The 16,589-nt window shown below is 44.1% G+C and carries 13 protein-coding genes; 6 read left to right on the top strand and 7 right to left on the bottom strand.

The window, feature by feature from the left end; genetic code table 11:
- Positions 1–18: 18 nt before the first annotated feature.
- Entirely contained in the window at positions 19–1,545 is a 1,527-nt protein-coding gene (locus ABDW02_RS05960) for a thioredoxin-like domain-containing protein (protein WP_343633102.1), read from the top strand.
- Between the two features lie 238 nt (positions 1,546–1,783).
- Here ABDW02_RS05960 and ABDW02_RS05955 read toward each other — a convergent pair whose 3' ends face one another.
- Entirely contained in the window at positions 1,784–4,303 is a 2,520-nt protein-coding gene (locus ABDW02_RS05955; RefSeq protein WP_343633100.1) for a PKD domain-containing protein, read from the bottom strand.
- A 127-nt stretch (positions 4,304–4,430) separates the two neighbouring features.
- On the opposite strand from ABDW02_RS05955, the gene ABDW02_RS05950 reads away from it, so the two are divergent.
- Positions 4,431–6,899 carry a T9SS type A sorting domain-containing protein gene (locus ABDW02_RS05950; protein ID WP_343633098.1) on the top strand — a complete coding sequence of 823 codons (2,469 nt, stop codon included), beginning with the start codon at positions 4,431–4,433 and terminating at the stop codon, positions 6,897–6,899.
- A 143-nt stretch (positions 6,900–7,042) separates the two neighbouring features.
- On the opposite strand, the gene ABDW02_RS05945 is transcribed toward ABDW02_RS05950, so the two are convergent.
- The 6 genes from ABDW02_RS05945 to ABDW02_RS05920 form a co-directional block, all read right to left on the bottom strand.
- A complete protein-coding gene (locus ABDW02_RS05945; RefSeq protein WP_343633096.1) occupies positions 7,043–8,395 on the bottom strand; it encodes an MFS transporter in 1,353 nt (450 codons plus the stop codon).
- A gap of 9 nt (positions 8,396–8,404) precedes the next feature.
- Complete coding sequence (locus ABDW02_RS05940) at positions 8,405–9,628, bottom strand: NAD(P)-dependent oxidoreductase (RefSeq protein ID WP_343633094.1); 1,224 nt, start codon at positions 9,626–9,628, stop codon at positions 8,405–8,407.
- Positions 9,629–9,634: 6 nt separating this feature from the next.
- Entirely contained in the window at positions 9,635–10,258 is a 624-nt protein-coding gene (locus tag ABDW02_RS05935) for an HAD hydrolase family protein (protein WP_343633092.1), read from the bottom strand.
- 62 nt (positions 10,259–10,320) lie between these two features.
- Positions 10,321–11,319, bottom strand: coding sequence for a 3-deoxy-7-phosphoheptulonate synthase (gene aroF, locus ABDW02_RS05930; RefSeq protein WP_343633090.1), 999 nt, complete (start codon positions 11,317–11,319; stop codon positions 10,321–10,323).
- Positions 11,316–12,317, bottom strand: coding sequence for a CBS domain-containing protein (locus ABDW02_RS05925; RefSeq protein ID WP_343633088.1), 1,002 nt, complete (start codon positions 12,315–12,317; stop codon positions 11,316–11,318). The genes aroF and ABDW02_RS05925 overlap by 4 nt, the downstream gene beginning before the upstream one ends.
- A gap of 143 nt (positions 12,318–12,460) precedes the next feature.
- Positions 12,461–12,853, bottom strand: a complete 393-nt coding sequence (locus ABDW02_RS05920) for a DCC1-like thiol-disulfide oxidoreductase family protein (RefSeq protein ID WP_343633086.1) — start codon at positions 12,851–12,853, stop codon at positions 12,461–12,463.
- Between the two features lie 197 nt (positions 12,854–13,050).
- Here ABDW02_RS05920 and elbB point away from each other — a divergent pair, with 197 nt between their 5' ends.
- Genes elbB through ABDW02_RS05900 form a run of 4 tightly spaced genes read left to right on the top strand, consistent with a single transcriptional unit; the run spans position 13,051 to position 16,458 of the window.
- Complete coding sequence (gene elbB, locus ABDW02_RS05915; protein ID WP_343633084.1) at positions 13,051–13,737, top strand: isoprenoid biosynthesis glyoxalase ElbB; 687 nt, start codon at positions 13,051–13,053, stop codon at positions 13,735–13,737.
- Complete coding sequence (locus tag ABDW02_RS05910; RefSeq protein WP_343633082.1) at positions 13,734–15,503, top strand: DNA mismatch repair protein; 1,770 nt, start codon at positions 13,734–13,736, stop codon at positions 15,501–15,503. Before elbB ends, ABDW02_RS05910 begins: the two co-directional genes overlap by 4 nt.
- Positions 15,500–16,348, top strand: a complete 849-nt coding sequence (locus ABDW02_RS05905; protein WP_343633080.1) for a PHB depolymerase family esterase — start codon at positions 15,500–15,502, stop codon at positions 16,346–16,348. Before ABDW02_RS05910 ends, ABDW02_RS05905 begins: the two co-directional genes overlap by 4 nt.
- Positions 16,327–16,458: a hypothetical protein gene (locus ABDW02_RS05900; RefSeq protein WP_343633078.1), complete on the top strand. Its 132-nt coding sequence runs from the start codon at positions 16,327–16,329 to the stop codon at positions 16,456–16,458. The genes ABDW02_RS05905 and ABDW02_RS05900 overlap by 22 nt, the downstream gene beginning before the upstream one ends.
- Positions 16,459–16,589: the final 131 nt, after the last annotated feature.

Below are 16,589 nucleotides of genomic sequence, written 5' to 3'. Positions count from 1 at the left end.
AAAAATAAACCTTCAAACATGAAACAACTTTTAGTAATTGCCCTGTTGCTTGTATCAACGGTTGGATTCAGTCAGAAACTGCGCTTCAAAGTAGAAGGAGCGAAAGACACCACCGTTTTCCTGACGAAATATTACGGCTCTAAACTGTTTTACGCAGACACGGCCCAAATGAAAGGCGGAGTTGTTGAATTCACCGCAAAAAAAGATTTGAAACCAGGTATCGTTGCATTATTGATGCCCGGACAAAAATACTTCGAGGTTATTTACAACAACGAGGAAATCAACATCGAGACAAAAGGTCCTGATTTCGTTTCCAACATGAAAGTGAAGAAATCCGAAGAAAACAAAGTATTCGTTGCTTACATCAACTATTTGCAGGACCAGCGCAAAGTAGCTAACGGTTTTGCCGAAGAACGCAAAAAACACAAAGAAGGCGATCCTCAATACAAACGTTTGGGCGAGAAAATGGACTCGGTTTCCAAACTGGTTGCTGCTTATCAAACCGATCTTCAGAAAAACAACCCGACAAAACTGGTTGCTAAAATCATCAAAATGTCTATGGACGTGGTGGTTCCTGAAGCTCCGAAAGATGCAAACGGGAAAGTAATCAATGAAAACTTCCGGTACGAATATTACCGCAAGCATTACTGGGACAACATCGACCTGAAAGATGACCGCCTAGTAAACACACCTGTTTTTGGTTCGAAAGTAGAATATTTCTTTGGGAAAAACATGCTGATCCAGCACCCGGATACGGTTTTGGCTTTCGCCTTCCCTTTCATTGATCAAATGGACAAGAAATCGGAAATGTTCAAGTATTCGGTAGACTACGTCACCAATACATTTGCGAAGTCAAACATCATGGGAATGGACAAAGTGTATGTCTACATGGTTAACCGCTATTACTGCCAGTTTGATTCGGAAGGAAATTCAGTGGCTTTCTGGATGAATGACAAAAAAGACAAGCTGAAAGAATTGTGCGAGGAGAACAAAGTTAAAATGAACCTGGTTCAGGGTGTTCGCCCTCCGAATATCAGTTTACGTGACACAACAGATACGAAATGGAAAGATTTTTACAGTCTGAAAAGTGATTACACCATTCTTTACTTCTGGGATCCGGAATGCGGGCATTGTAAGAAAACAACTCCGAAACTTCAGACTTTGTACGAGAAAAAATTCAAAGCACGCAACGTAGAAATCTTTGCGGTTGGAAAAGCAACGGGAGATGATTTCGAAAAGTGGAAAAAATTCATCCGTGACAACAAACTGGAGTTTATCAATGTTGGTTTGACGAAGAAATTGTTTGAAGATGCTACGGCCGACCCAAGACAATTTGTTCCGAAGTATACCACACTAGAAGCATTGAATTACCACGACACTTACGATATTTATGCAACGCCGCGAATCTTTGTGCTGGATAAAGACAAAAAAATCATCGCGAAACAATTGACGATCTCCCAATTGGAAGATTTCATTGACCGCATGCAAAACATTAAGAATCCTGAGAAGATCTTCCCTCCTGACCCGGAAGAAGAAGCTCATTGATAATAGAAGACTGGTAGAGATACCGGTCTTTTTTTGTCACATAGGTACAAAGAACACCGGGGATTATAGAGTTCTTTTTTTAACCAACAAAAGAAAAACCTTCCGCGTTCACCTGCGCTCGTTTGTGTGAAATAACCTATGTGGTTAAAAGAAAATGAGAGCGGAGCGAAACGACAAATTGCCAGCTTGAATAGCATTAATCAAAACAAAAGCTCTGTGTTCTATGTACCTATGTGGTTTATTTAAGCAGATTCACATGACCGTGTACCACTTCGCGCTCGCTGGTCCACATCGACCCGAATTTAATTCTCCAGGTATAAACACCTTCCTGGGCCAATTGATCATGATAGGTTCCATCCCACCCTGTCGCCGGATCATTTGATTCGAAAATAAGTTCTCCCCAACGGTTAAATACTTTCAGATTGTATTCCGACGGATCAATTCCCGATTCAAAAACAGGCCGGAAAACCTGGTTGAATTCGTTTCCGTCCGGTGTGAAGGTATTCGGAACGTAATAAACACTTCCACCCTCCATGTAGACTATTCCATAGGCAGTATCACTGCAGCCGTCTTCATTGGTAACGGTTAAACTGATTGAATAGGAACCAAACGTAGCGGGAGAATAACTGTGTGCCGGTTCAAAAAGAGTTGAGTGCACCGTATTGTCCCCGAAATTCCACTCGTAGAAATCTCCTCCGACAGAATTATTAACCATCGTTGTTGTAGGGTTTTCTGCATCCAGCATGGATGGCACCGGTGAAAATGAAGCCGTCGGAGAAGCTGAAACGCAGACAATTGAAGTGAAATCAGCAGAATCGATGCATCCTTCATTGGAAGTTACTTCCAGGGTCAGGTCATAGCAGCCGGGGGTATCAAATGTCACTAACTGATTCCCGCAACCCGAAACTATTGTTCCATCCGAAAAAGCCCAGTTTGCAGAAGCACAATTCGTGTTTGCATGAGTGAATGAAACGGTAACAGGTACACAACCGGAAGTTACGGAAGGAATTACCGTAACAGGCGGCAAAGGATTTACGGTAACCAGCACGCTGTCTGTAGCCGTACAATTTCCATTTGAGCTAGTTGCGACAACTGTATAAATAGTCGTTGCCTGAGGTGTAAAAGGCTGATCATTTATAATTCCGTTATTCCAGGTCAAAGTGGAATTGCTGCTTAACGAAGAGGCGTGCAGCGTCACATTTTCCCCCATACAAATCGTTTGATCCGGTCCCGCATCTACATCCAAACTATTTAAATTCACTGAAATAGTATCTGTCAACCAACAGCCGGTAGCACTAATTTGTACAGAAAGCCAATATTGTCCGGAAACAGTAGCGTGTGCATAACCTGTTGTTTCTCCTGTAGACCATAAATAAGAATCGGCCATTACGTTTGTGGTGAGAATCAGGCTTTGCTCACACACTTCAATGTCAGGTCCCATATCGAATGTCCCGGGCAATATATTGCCTTCCGGAAAAGGAAGATTGAATGAATAAAGCGGGCCCCATTCACCAGGAGAGGCGCCGTAGGATTGTTGAGCACAACTGGAATTGGATACATTGATTCCGGGATCTCCCGGCACAAAAGAGGTTGTTACATTTGCTGCCGGCAGCACACTTCCCGAATGCTGGATCATACCCGTTCCGCCGCCACCTCCGGGACCGAAACAAGAAGGATAAGTTGTTTGTATGTTTCCTCCGTCACCGCCATCTACTCTTAAAATCACATTCCCGCTAAAGGTAGTCACGTCCAAAGCTATGGCACCACCTGCCCCGCCACCTCCGGCACCATCACCGATACTGTTGGAAGTTGTAACCACATTTCCTCCACAGGATTCGATAAACGTGTTATTGGATTGCAGCGTTGCCGCACGTATAATGACAATGCCACCACCGTTTGCACCGGAACTTCCCACTCCATCATTGAAATCCGGGGAACCACCACCGCCTCCCATGAAAAGCCGGCCCGTGCTGTAATTCAATGCCATTCCACCTTCTCCGCCAATGGGTTGTTGCCCGCAAAAAGCTGCCTGATCTCCGCCACGACCGCCTCTTGTTCCATTGGAACCGCCACCGCCACCGGTGTTGTGTTTATTTCCACCGCCGCCACCATTTCCAAGAGCTCCGCGCCCTCCGTTCATGGCATTCGTTACTACAGCAATTCCTTCACCTTTCAATGCTCCGAATCCGGATGAAACAGGATAAAAGTAATCCTGGTAATTTCCGCATCCGCCATCGGGATTTGAGGAAGAAAACGAACCCCTGAACCCTTTTCCGTTGACAGAAATCGGAGCATTTAAAGTTAAGGTCCCGGAAACTTCCATCACAAGAACGCCTCCCGTACTTCCATCCCAATCTTGTGCAGTAAGCGTATTTACAACGGTTGTATTCGTGTATTGAGGAACCCGGATAAGCTGTACAAGGCCTGCGATGGTATAGGTTTTCAGCAGTTGGTATTGAAGTGTAACGCTGGTTCCGTTAATCGCTGTGACATTGGCAAATTCATAATTTCCGCAATCATTGTAATTGGTTATCGTACCGAAATTGGCGCTATTGGTGGTATTAATTGTAGCTCCTTTCATCTGAATGATCAATACACGATCTCCCACCGAAAGAAAAGAAGCATCCAGTACATCAACCTGGTTGCAGGAAATGGCTGTTACGGGCGTGTATTGATTGATTACTCCAGATATCTGTGCATAGAACTGATTGAGTAAACAACTCAAACTCATTACCAGTAAAAGAGACCAAGACTTCATAGAAAAGGCAGCGTTTAGAAATAGAACGCGCTTTTCCCGGAAAAAGTTTGCTGACCTGAAAATATCTTATGCTTTTTAGAGTGCTTATGCTATTATTCAGTATCTTAGACCAACGCTACATTTTCCTATGAATACTACTCTTACCCTGCTATTGTTGGTGCTCCTGCCTTCTTCTTTCTTAAATGCCCAATGTCCAACCTGTGGAAACGGTGTTGTGGATGCCGGAGAAACCAACTCCAATTGTCCTTCAGATGTATCACACAGTGCAAGCTGTACGAGTCCTTGTGCACAACCTGGTTCTTTTGAATCAGCGGCAGGAATACGCCAGGCATTCGATTTTACGGGAACAACAACCTGGTCAACAGCAGGACTCCCAAGCGGGTGGACATTTGCAGGAGCTCCTTCAGCTACAACTGCGGGCGCACTTCCGGCAGCAGATGCTTACGGAGCAAAAGCCGGATTGATTCAGCCAAACTGTAGCGGAAGCTGTACTTCAACGAATGGATTTTGTATCGGGAACCTGGCGAATAGCGTGGCTGTCGGTTCTGGCGGAGCTAACGGGAAACTGGGTGCTAATTTCGACGGAAGAACAAATACCAATCAAAACCTCAGTTATGCTGTTCTCCGCGGACAAAGTAGTCCTACATTGGTTTCTCCCACCTTTGACATGTCGGGAGTAGAAGGGTTTAAAGTGCAATTCTGGCTTTTTCCTTCTGAAACTTCCTGCGGACAAAGCAATTCCTGGGGATCCTGTGTCGGAAACGTTGCTTACCTGGATTTTTCAGCCAATGGCGGCACCAGCTGGACGCAAATCCTTCAGATGGATATCAGTTCGTCCAATACCGATATGTGTATCAACAATTCCACCAATACCAAGTGGCTGACAGAAAGCGCCTGGTCAAGGGTTTGTTTGACGGTTTTTAAGTCAACGACTTCTCCGGGGAATTACTACACGGCAGCTACCGGAACAACAGCTGCTTCTGGAATCATGGTCAGCAGTGCTTATTTTACCGCCAATTTTAAATTCCGGATCCGTTACTCCCAAACAGCAAGCTGTACATCCGGAATTACAACAACCAACCCGGGACGTTATCTGGCGATCGATTACCCGGTAATTACTTCCGGTGACGAAATGATTCCTTGCGGGATTTCCTTTGCCAACATGTGCGGTTATGGAATGGACGATAACGATGATGGAGTCGGATCAAACTCTGCAACCACGCAAACTACCGCTTTTTCAACCGTTAAACGCAGTGTGAACCAGGCTGAAAGAGGTGTTGAAATCCTGACTTCACAAACTTCAGCATTCTCAAGCCAGAACTTATCCGGTTCTGCTTTTGCCACGAATTACGATTTGTGCAACGCGGAAGGCGGCGATCAGCAGTGCATTGACTGGCAAAGTAATAACAACTTTTACACGGCTGTTTACGAATGCATTACAGACTGGGAAGCTCCTACTTCCGGGATTAACGTGAATTATTACAAGGGGACGACCCCGCAATCGTTCGGGCTCACAAAAGTAACTGCATCCGGGAAAACTGCTGCTATTGGCTGGCGATACAGCGGATCACGTTTTGTAAGTTGTGGCGGAACGAGTGACCTGAATTCAGGATGCAACGGTTATTTATTCTTATCCAATTCCTTGCCGACTCAATTCGGCCGCGGATTTTACGGACTGGCAACCAATAGTCTCGGGCAAGCCTGGTCGTATTACGGAGCAACCAGCTGCAGTCATTACTTCAACGGACCTACCTTTGCTCCTATTGCTGTTCCTACGATGGTAACGGGAGCTCCGAATTACACGGTTTGCAGTGGGAATGACCTTGTTTTTACGGCAGATGTCGCCTATTGTTCTGCAAGTAGTTTTACCGGTTCTGCGGCCATTTCAGTTAGCGGTCCGGGTGGTTTTTCGGAAACCATCACCGCAGGTTCTGCGGGAACCAATCCGATTGTAATTGCCGGGGATTATTTCCTGACCGGGCAAACACCAACTAGTCCGGCTCAATGCCTGGATTGCGTAAGAACGGTTTGTGTGACGGTTTCACAATCGGATATTGACAATTGTATTTCGACACCACTACCTGTAGGTTTGACCAATTTCAGGGTGGAAAACTCCGAAACGGTTTCGCTTATATTGTGGGAAACAGAAAGTGAAGAGAATAGTGATTATTTCATCGTTGAACGCTCTCAGGGAGGAAGTGATTTTACAGCTATCGGAATGGCGGATGCGAAAGGAAACAGTGATCACAGACAATTCTACCAGTTTACAGATACCGATCCTTTGCCGGAAACGTCTTATTACCGGTTGAAAATGGTTGATCTGAACGGGAGTAGTCGTTATTCTTCTGTTATTTCCAGTAAAAGATCCGGTTATTCCATTCAAATTGTTCCCAATCCGAATGACGGTAGTTTCCAGGTCATTGGCCTTAGCGGGATAAACAGTCTGGAATTATCCGATCTGCATGGAAAAGTGCTGGAAACAAAAGAAACGGACGATGGTGTGATTTCTTTTCACCTGAAAGAGAAACCGGGAGTTTATGTATTGCGGATCAATAATTCAAAGAAAACGGAAGTAATGCGGGTTGTGGTGAAGTAAATTCTTTCAAATTATCGCTTATCAGGTATTAATTATTCAAGTCAGCCTACGTTTGATAACACGAAGCATCCCGCGTATCGGTATGCCAATATACGGATAGATATCTGTCTATTTGCCCAGTGAGACTGTAGGTTTCAGAGGTGTTAATCGTAAACTGCTTCCAGGTCACTGCGCTCATTCTTCGGCACGCGGAACAGCATCAGCAATCCCACTACAAAGAAGAATGCCACAGATACAACCGAGAAACGCATGTCGTTGAAAATGATCTCCATTACCCCGAAGAACAGTGTTCCGGTCACAATACCGATTTTCTCAGTAGCATCGTAGAATGAGAAATAACTGGCGTGATCTTCTGTTTCCGGTAAAAATTTAGAATAAGTCGAACGTGCCATGGCCTGTACGCCTCCCATTACCAAACCAACGGTTGCCGCAAGCGCATAAAACTGAACCGGTGTTTTAATGAAAAATGCCGCAACGCAAATACCAATCCATATCACAATGGAAATTCCCAATGTGCGGATATTTCCGATGCTTCTTGAAATCCGGGACATCAGGAATGCCCCTCCTGCTCCTAATAGCTGGATCAACAAAATAGCAATGATTAATCCGCTGTCATCCGGTTTTCCGTCTTTCATAGGCCAGTCAATTTCTTTTTTGGCAAAAAAAGTAGCCATCAACATCACGGTTTGAACACCGGTATTGAAGAAGAAAAACGCAGTCAGGTATTTTTTCAGGCGGATCGTTTGTCTGAATTCCACAAAAACATGCCGCAATTCACGGAATCCTTTCCAGATATATCCTTTTTCACGGATTTCTTTTTTACCCGAATTCGGAAGTACGCGGTAGGTAAACTGTGAGAAGAACAACCACCAGATTCCAACAAGGACAAAACACCATCTTGCCTCAAGTGTTTTTGTTTGAATCAACACCAGACAAATGATCAATAAGAGCATTGATCCGAAATATCCCATGGAGAAACCTCTTGCCGAAATTTTATCGTGGTCTTTCGGTTCGGCGATTTCAGGCAAATAGGCATTGTAAAATACCAAACTGTTCCAAAACCCAATACTGGCAAAGAACAAACTGGTGAGGCCCAATTCAATTTTAGCCGGATCAAAGAAGTAAAGCGTCATACAGGAAGCCGCTCCCAGGTAGCAGAAAAACTGCAGGAACCGTTTTTTATTTCCCAGGTAATCTGCAATTCCTGATAAGAAAGGTGAAAAGAAGGATACACATAGGAACGAGGCAGAAAGCACGAAACTCATCAATGCGGAGTTGGAAAGTTCCCATCCGAAGAAATTGACCGTCACGTTAACTCCGTCCGGCAAACTCTTTTCCAAATCATAATGATGCGTTTGCTTGAAATACTTCGTAGTTACATTGTCATAAAAAATCGGGAAGATTGCCGATGAAATTACTAAGTTGTAGACCGAATTTGCCCAGTCATACATCACCCATCCCCTGATTACCTTTTTGTCGCCTTTCTGTATTGCCATAGCCGGTTTTTAAGCTGTCACCTGATTGACATAATCGTTCAGGTATGCAAAGTAAGATGTTAAATTTCCATTCAGGTCCGTTTCGGAACCTCTTCCGATGATATTATCCGGATCATCACCGAACAAATGCGGGAAAACAGATTTAATCAATTCATTTCCAAAATCCTCCGAAGCATCTTTCGGCAATTCACACGGTAAATTATCTACCGCCATCACCATGATCGCATCCGGTTGTGCCCAATCGCATTCCTGACCTGTTTTCGGATCGTATCCGTAGAAAGGATCGGCGATCTTGGAAGAACGGATTGTAGAAGCGATCGGACCCTGGATATCACAGGAAACATCTGCAATAACGCGGATCTTATTTTTATCGGATCGCAAATCTTCTTCCGTCAGGATAAACGGTGATTTACTGCTCCAAAAGTGACAAGCCACATAAATATCAGCTGCTTCCGAGTAACGTTTGAAACTTGATTCGTAAATATCAGGTGTTGCATAGAATTCGGATTTACTGAACGGTTTTCCGTCCTTGCGCTTGTAATAGTCCTCAATTTCCAGATGGGTAAACACAGGAGTATCAAATTCTTCGCTCAGGAATTCTTCCGGGCTTACTTCTGTAAACGGCAATAAGTCCATGATTTCACGCGCTCCGTAACCTACCCGCCCGAAACCGGTCAACACCAATTTCATGTTTTGAGGAAACACCGCTTTGTGTAATTCGTCTTCCATTTCCTTTCTGCCGGAACATTCGTTGGCCGGTTTCAAATGAAAGGTATTTGTCTTCTCGCCGTAAGCACGGATTCCGTTGTAAGCTCCGACAATCCCGGCATAACGCCCGAAACCGATAATGCGTTTGTTTTCTTTGGATTTCAGCACCTCGTAATCAATCAGCTGGATTTTCTTATCTAAAATTGCACGAAGCAACTTTCTGTTGTAAGGTTGTTTTTTGATCGTGTGTGAGAAGAACAGGAATTTCTTTCCGGGAATCAGGTCTTCGATATTCACTTCCTTCACGCCCATGATGATATCACAATCCGACAGATCTTTCACCACTTCAATTCCTTCCGCCCGGTATTCCTCATCCTTAAATGCACGGACTTCGCTTTCCTGTACAAGTACTTTGACTTGCGGAAACTTCATCTCAACCAGCTTGCATTGTTTGGGAGTAAGTGGAACCCGTTTGTCGGGCGGCACTTTTCCTTCGCGTATAATGCCCAATTTCACTTGATTCATGTCTTATTAAAATTCTTTTATCGGTTCAGGAAGGAGAAAATTATCGATAAATTCTCTGACAACTCCTGTTCCCCCGTTTTTTGTTAGTACAATATCTACCTCTTTCTTGACTTCCTGAACAGCATCTTTCGGACATGCAGTGAGCCCGATTTCACGCATAATGGACAAATCATTGATATCATCTCCGATCATTGCCACTTCATTCAGGGTAATGGACAATTCCTCACACCATTGTTTCAGAATCGTGATTTTCTGATCGCGGCCTACGTAAACATATTTGATGTTCAAAGTTTCAGCCCTGTTACGAACCATTCGGTCTACAAATGCAGAAGAAATGATCCCGCACAGCAAGCCTTGCTCCTGCGCTTTCATAATCCCCATTCCATCCTTGGAATTATACTTCTTCATCTGGTCCCCGGATTCCGTATAATACATTCCGGCATCCGTCATTACACCGTCCACATCCAGTATCAGCAATTTGATCTTCGAGATCTTGGCTTTTAAATGGTCGAAGACGAATAAAGGCTTGAAAAGCAGCGAATAGAAATCCACTTCGTATTCTTCTGCGATCGCCTCCAGGTCCAGGATAGACAATTCAGTCACACCGTCTACGTCAAAATCTTTCAGCATCTGATAGAAATCAACGCCGAACTTTGCGCAAAGGCCTTTTATATTTTGCTCTAAAAACAAGGTTATCTCATTTTATATCCAACGCTTGCTGCAATCGGATCAAGTGTTTGTAACAATTGCTTGAACTCCTCGTGGTTCAATTGCTGGGAAGCATCCGATTTGGCAACTTTCGGGTTCGGGTGAACTTCCACCAATAATCCGTCAACTCCCAAAGCAATGCAAGCTCTCGACAATCCTGCAACACCATAAGCGTAACCCATTGCGTGGCTCGGATCCAGGATCACCGGAAGGTTTGTATAATGTTTCAACCATTCCACCCCGCATAAATCCAATGTAAAACGCGTACCGGTTTCAAATGTGCGGATTCCTCTTTCACATAAAACTACGTTTTCATTTCCTCCGGAAAGAACGAATTCGGCTGCCTGAACAAATTCCTGCAAAGTAGTACCGAAACCGCGCTTGATCAGAACGGTCTTTTGCGTTTTTGCACAAGCGCGCAAAATCCCCTGGTCGTACATGGCTTTCGCTCCAACCTGGATTACATCCGCATGTTCGATGATTTCGTCGATATGTGTAGCATCACGTGCTTCCGTCACTACCGCAAAACCGTATTCGTCACGCATTTTTGCCAGCAACTTCAATCCTTCCAGTCCCAATCCCTGGAAACTGTAAGGGCTAGTGCGCGGTTTGTAGCATCCTCCGCGAAGTGCCGTCAAACCCAAAGATTTCAATAAATCAGATGATTCACGGATCTGTTCTTCCGATTCAACGGAACAAGGACCAGAGATCATGATCGTATTTCCGGTGTTTCCACCTATCGTTACATTTCCGATTTTTACTTCACGGGTTTCGGAACGGTAGTTGCGCGAAGCCAATTGCATGTCGTTCGGGAATACCCAATGTTGTTCCGTTACCGCTTCCAGTGCAGCAGGTACTTCTTTTACACCGGATCCCGTTACCAATACATTTACTCCCTGTGAAACCAGGTGAAATGCTTTGTTTTCCGCAGCCAGTTTAGCCGCATCAGCTGAGCTGACAGAATTTTTTAAATGAATGATCATATTTCCCCTTTAATCAGGTTTACGAATGTTAAGATCCCTTTTGCTTTATGGTTGTTATCAACAACGGGTAAATAAAGAATCGGGAAAGTGTATTTTTTAATTTGTTGCAGTAAGTCGTTCACAGTTGCCGTTTCAGCAATCACCAACGGTTTGGAATTCATGATCTCAGCGATGGATTCATTATTCAGGTTTCCGCCCGTACGGATCAGGCTTTTACGAATATCCGCATTGGAAATCAACCCTCTTAAGTTGGAAGTTTCATCAACCACCAGCGTGAATCCCAATTTTCCGTCTTCAATCGAATTCAGCACTTCGGAAATCGAGGCGTTCTCCCCGATAGCCGGTGATTCTGTAAGCGGAATCATAAAATCCTTGACCAAAAACTGGGAATCTATCGTACGTTTCGTTAAATCCATCAATGCATGGCCGACACTTGGCGCATTGAACAGGTAAGAACCGGAAACAGAAGTATGAACCCCCATGTTTCGCAGGATAAATGAAACTTCTCCGTTTACGCCTCCATCTACATGAACGGATTTCGACGGATATTTCTTTTGGAAATCACGGATTTTCTTAAAATTCACCGCATCAAAAACACCTCCGCTTTGTCCGGGAATGGTTGCCATGATCAGGATGAAATCGAAATTGCTGTATTTATCAAATGCTTCAATGGGTGTCGGAGTGATAATTGCCAATCCTTTCTTTCCGCTGATATCTGCCGGAATCAACAATTCTTCTTCCAGGTCTTCGACTTGAAAGGTCACATATTCAACCGGAACGGTGCGAAGCAGGTCGTAATAATTGGAAGGTTTTTTGGTAATGATGTGCAAATCGACCGGGATGTTGCACCAGGTTCTGATCTTGCTGATATCCTCAAAAACAGATGGATCGTCGTTGCAGTCAACATGCAGCAAATCTACATGGTGAGCGGCCAGATCCCGGATTGTTTCCGACAATTCACGTTTCTTATCCGAATAAATCGAAGCAGATATTCTCATAAGACAAAAATAAGGAAAGAATTCCCTACACCACTCCTATTTCGAGAATGATATCAACAGAATTTACACAAAATTTGATCGGTATTTTAACATCCGGTTTTATTTAATACTTCCTGATAGAAAGTACAAAATTAACGGCCTTTTTAGGACAAAAACCGGACTGCCTGTGCCGGTGTAGGAAGTGCACAAAAAGCAGGTGCCAAACGCATTCTTCGCTTAGCAATCATGTTGTAAATGCCATCCCGGATAAAACGCGGACAAATCCAGCCGATTTTTCCCAAAGTATATGGAAAGCGCAAATAATTCAACACTTTCAATGCTGCCGTAGACCGGTTATTCAGCTTCTTCCCGTCCCAAAAGTAAAAGGTGGAAAGGTCAATCTTCGAAATCCCGGATTTTAGTAAGAACTCCCTGGCATAATCACTCTGAAGTGCACAGAAATAGATCTCCCGGTTCTTTTCATGGTTCAGAACAAACTGGACTGTTTTATTGCAAAAGCCGCAATCTCCGTCGTAAAATATTATTGGTTTGTTCATGATAACAAAGATACGAAATAGCCGGAGAATCGTATTTTTGGAGAAACAAAGATTTAAAAACAAAAAGCAGGAAAGTTTGAGCATCTCTGCGGCCTCCTTTTCTTTGCGGTAAGTAAAAAAGCATATTTAACCGCAAAGAGTGAAAGAACGCAAAGGACTGAAGGTTTTCTTCCTGTGCTAATTTATAAAACAATAAAATGAATTTTGGAATTTTACTTTCCGGGTCCGGAGTTTATGACGGAGCTGAAATCCAGGAAGCAGTATTGAGCATGCTTGCCGTGTCCGAATCAGGAGATACTTATACGTGTATCGGGGTGAATGCCGATCAGTTTCACGTAATCAATCACGTAACCGGGGAACCGATGAACGAATCCCGCAATATGTTCGTGGAAGCTGCACGCATTGCACGTGGTAACATTGTTCCTATCCAGGATGTGCAACCGGCAGATTTAGACGGGTTGATTATTCCCGGAGGATTCGGGAGTGCAAAAAACTTCACTAAATGGGCATTTGAAGGACCGGAAGGAGCTATTTTGCCGGAAGTGAAATTATTGCTCGTAAACCTGATCAATATTGGCAAACCGATCGCTGCTTTGTGCGTGAGCCCGGTAGTTTTGGCAAAAGCACTGGAAGGTTCGGATATCCATCCCTCATTGACTTTGGGAACAACTGCAGAATCCTCCCCTTACGATATCGAAGCATTTTCTCAGGGATTGGAAAAAACCGGCGCTACAACGACTTATAAAACGGTTAAAGAGATTCACGTGGACACCGCAAACAAAATCATTACTGCACCTTGTTATATGATGGATGCAACCATCAGTGAAGTCTGGAAAAACATCCACCAGGCTGTCGGTGAATTGAAAAAACTGGCAACTCTATGATTCCAGATTATCCGGAACGTGCGAAGCATTACAAAAATGCTGTTAATCAAATCAATAAACGACTTCAGTTAATTGGTTGGTCAAGGTTATTGGTATTACTCCTTTCCGGAGCAGGTTTTTATTTTTCACGAGACGGAAATGGCCTTCCCTTTTTGATCGGTGCAATTATCTTTTTGGGATTTTTCCTCTTTCTGGTCAATTATCATTTCCGGGTAAAACGCAAATTGCAGGTTGCAGCCACTTATCAATGGTTGAATGAATCGGAAGACTTATTTCTGAAGGAATCAAAACCCTATTATGAAAACGGGGAAGAATTCCTGGATACGAAGCATCCTTATTCTTTCGACATCGATTTATTCGGGCCACATTCGTTGTTCGAACACCTGAACCGCACATCAACCGTCATAGGAAGTGAAAAACTGGCGGCTGCATTGCTTCAAACCCAGGACAAAGAATCACTCCGAAAATCCCAGGAAGCTATCTCGGAAGTTGCGGAAGACCTTGAATGGCGGCAAGCTTTCCAGGTGTATGCCAAATTGGGAAAGGACAGCCGGGAGATTCGCAACTACATTGAACATTGGCAGGATTCCAAACAATCGATTTCCATCATTTCCAGCATATTGGCTTTCATCTTTCCCGCGTTGGGATTGACAAGCATGATTTTGCTCTGGCAAACAGGACAAGTCTACTGGTTCAATGTCGCCGTAATCCTTTACGTAGTAAACATGCTTTTATTCGGTGCCGTAGTGGGCAAAATCCGGAACGAAATAGGCAAAACAGAACGGATTGGTGCCGCATTGCTGGCTTACAGTGAAATGCTCTCATTGATCGAGAGCAGGGAATGGAAATCGGCCAAACTGAAAGAAATCCACTCAAAAGTCCATTCAAAGAACCAGGCTGCAAGCGCCCTGTTGAAAGAAGCATCTAAAATCTACGGAAATATGGATAGCATCAACAACGGAATGGCTGTTTTTATGCTGAATGGAACCGTTCAATTCCACGTGCATATTTTCCGGCAATTAGTGAGGTGGAAGAAGAATCACCGAGAGTCTATCAGTCAATGGATCGAACAGATTGCGGAAGTGGAAAGTATTCTTTCATTCAGCAATTTCAAGGTCAATAACCCGGAATATTGCTTCCCGGATTTAGACAGCGAACAAATTTCTTTTGAAGAATTGGGACATCCCTTAATTGCCAAAAACAAGCGTGTTTCCAATTCCATTTCTTTCGACCGGGAACGTTTTGTAATTCTGACCGGCTCCAATATGTCGGGGAAAAGTACTTTCCTGCGAACACTTGGAATCGGGGTCATTTTATCCAATGCAGGCTCGGTTGTTCCTGCTAAAAGCGCCCGCTTCTACCCGAGCCCACTGTTGGTTTCCATGCGTTTGAGTGACTCCCTGGAAGAAAGCACTTCCTATTTCTTTTCCGAAGTAAAACGACTGAAGCTGATCATAGACAACTTGAACGAAGGACCGGCTTTTGTGCTTCTGGATGAGATTCTGCGCGGAACGAATTCAGACGACAAGCAAAACGGAACAATCGGTATTGTAGAGCAAATGGTCCGCTTGAATGCAATCGGGATGATTGCCACGCACGACCTGGAAGTTTGCGAAACCACCCGCTCACATCCGGCGTATTTAAAGAACAAATGCTTCGAAGTGGAAATCCGTGACAACGATCTTTTCTTTGATTATACCCTTCGGGATGGAATTTGTCAGAATAAAAGTGCTACCTTCATTATGAAAAAATACCAGGTAATTTGAAAGCAACATTCATCATCGCGCTGCTAATAGCGGCTCCTTCGGCTTTGTTTTCCCAATTAACGGACATTTCAAGCCAATTAACCGAAAACAAAGGAAATTTAAACGGTTATCTGCACGAACCTGCTTCGAAACAGAACGGAAAACGCCCCTTGATTTTGGTTCTCCACGGATGTAACCAGGATGCCAAAGAAATTTCGGAAGGTTCCGGATGGAATGAACTGGCAGATGCTTTTGGTTTTTATGTGATTTACCCGGAACAAAAATCGGCCAACAACCTCTTCCGCTGCTTCAACTGGTTCCTGAAAGACGACCAGGAAAAAGATAAAGGGGAAATGGCCAGCATTCATGAAATGGTGCAATACGCGGTATCGCACTATTCCATCGACGAATCGCGGGTTTACATTTACGGCGTAAGTGCCGGGGCAATGATGAGCGTCAGTTACATGGCCTGTTACCCGGCTCAGATCAAATCGGGAGCAATTTTGGCCGGCTCGGCATACAAACAGGTCGATTCCCCGAAACAGTCATTCTCCGAAATGAGAAAGCCAACCGTTGCCGATGATGAGATCCTTCACCGCAGGCTATATTCACAGGATTCACTTTACACCGGTGAATTTCCGCAGCTGATCGTGGTTCACGGAACAGATGATAAAGTGGTGAATTACGCCAACAGCGAAGTATTGGTTAAACAATGGAAAACAGCCTTCGATATTGTATCTGAAAGCGAGGAAAAGGTTCCTGTCGGGAAAATTCTCCGGTCATTACAAGGAAAGATTACAAAGATGCGACAGGACGTTCGGTCATTATTTTTTACACCGCCGACATGTGGGGACATTACCTGCTGATCGATCCGGGGCCAGGCCCGAAACAAGGCGGTGTGGTTTCCAATCACGCAAAAGACGGGGATTTTTTCAGTACCTACCAAATCGCGGAAGACTGGGAACTGGTAAAGTAGCTTTAAGAAGTTATTAACCCCGTATTACCCGCAATAACCTAGGAATAAAGGCGTTATCAAAGATGAGTAAAAGCAATTGTTCTTATTCTGTTAATATTTATCCCGAAAAAAGGGTGAATTTTTGACGGATA

The organism is Fluviicola sp. (genome assembly GCF_039596395.1).
In the GTDB taxonomy this organism is placed as follows: domain Bacteria; phylum Bacteroidota; class Bacteroidia; order Flavobacteriales_D; family Crocinitomicaceae; genus Fluviicola.
This window is presented reverse-complemented; position numbering and strand designations above follow the sequence as displayed.